General features: G+C 71.0%; 1 protein-coding gene and 1 pseudogene. One reads left to right on the plus strand and one right to left on the minus strand.

Going from position 1 to position 1064, the window contains the following annotated elements:
* Positions 1 to 328: pseudogene (locus tag K228_RS29990) on the minus strand (hypothetical protein); the annotation flags it as partial.
* A gap of 243 nt (positions 329 to 571) precedes the next feature.
* Here K228_RS29990 and K228_RS0125205 point away from each other — a divergent pair.
* Entirely contained in the window at positions 572 to 955 is a 384-nt protein-coding gene (locus K228_RS0125205; RefSeq protein ID WP_155251644.1) for a hypothetical protein, read from the plus strand.
* Positions 956 to 1064: the final 109 nt, after the last annotated feature.

Here is a 1064-nt window from a genome sequence, read left to right on the forward strand (position 1 = left end):
GGGGTACCTCCGCGGCGGGGTTGGTGAGGGCCCGGTCGAGGACTGCGGCGAGGTAGGACAGGGGGGAGTGGGCGTCGCCGGCCGGAATGACGGTGCGGGTTTCGGCCCAGCGGCCGGTAAGTCCGTGGTGCTCGACCAGACGCACAACGTCGTCGGCGGTCCAGTCCCCGCTGAGGCGGGGTGCGAGGGTGGCGGCGATCATCGCGATGCGTCGTCCCCGCTCGCGGTCGGCGCCACGCTGGTCGGTGCGGCCGTGGTCGCCTAGGAACTGGGCGAGGAAGTCCCACCGTGCGGCCAGGCTGCGGGCGAGGGGTTTCGCCCATGCCATGGCCGCTGAGCGGCGGGGATGCGCTGGTGGTGTGCCTCTCCTTCCGTTGGTCGTCCTAGGACGCGTAGGCGATGTCGGCCCGGTCACTCCCCTTGTCGGTGCTGGGCGCGGAGCGCCGCCGTTTGGTTTTTCTCCCCGGCCGGGAGGCCGTCGTCGTGCGGTGGCTAGTGACGTTGACGCTGAGAAGGAGTGGTACCCCCTGTAACCGGAAGAAGATTTCTTGCTTAACCCCATACGGGGAGGGTGGAAAAAATTGGTCATGCGGTTGGCGAGGTCGAACGCCGCGCGCACGGTGTCCTCAGTGGGGTGGGCGGCCTGGTGGGGGTGGCGGTCGGCTGGGGTGGTGGGTTGGTTGGCTCGGCCGCGGGCGGCGATGGCGGTGGTGAGTGCTTGGCGGGCATCGGGTGCCCAGTCCGCGCTGATGGCTGCCTGTTGCTGGAGGTCTTCGGCGGTGCGTTCGGCCGCTGTGGCGTGGGCGTCGAGCAGCTCGGTCTGGGCGGCGGCCGCCACGGTCTGGGTTTCGGCCACCACCGCCTGGTGCTCGTCGACGAGCTGCAGGGCGCGCTGGAGCAGCTGGGCCAGCACTGCGGTTGCCTCCCCGAGGTGTGGTGTGGGGTCGAACGGTGAGGTGTGCAGGGGGGCGAAATCAAACACGGTGCGGCGGCGGCGTAGCCCGGTGTCCTCCCGCTCGGCCAGCGAGCAGTTCCGGCCCGCCTCCGTGCGCACGGTGGCCCCC

Origin of the sequence: Salinispora cortesiana, assembly GCF_000484695.1 — a bacterium.
Classification (GTDB): Bacteria; Actinomycetota; Actinomycetes; order Mycobacteriales; family Micromonosporaceae; genus Micromonospora; species Micromonospora cortesiana.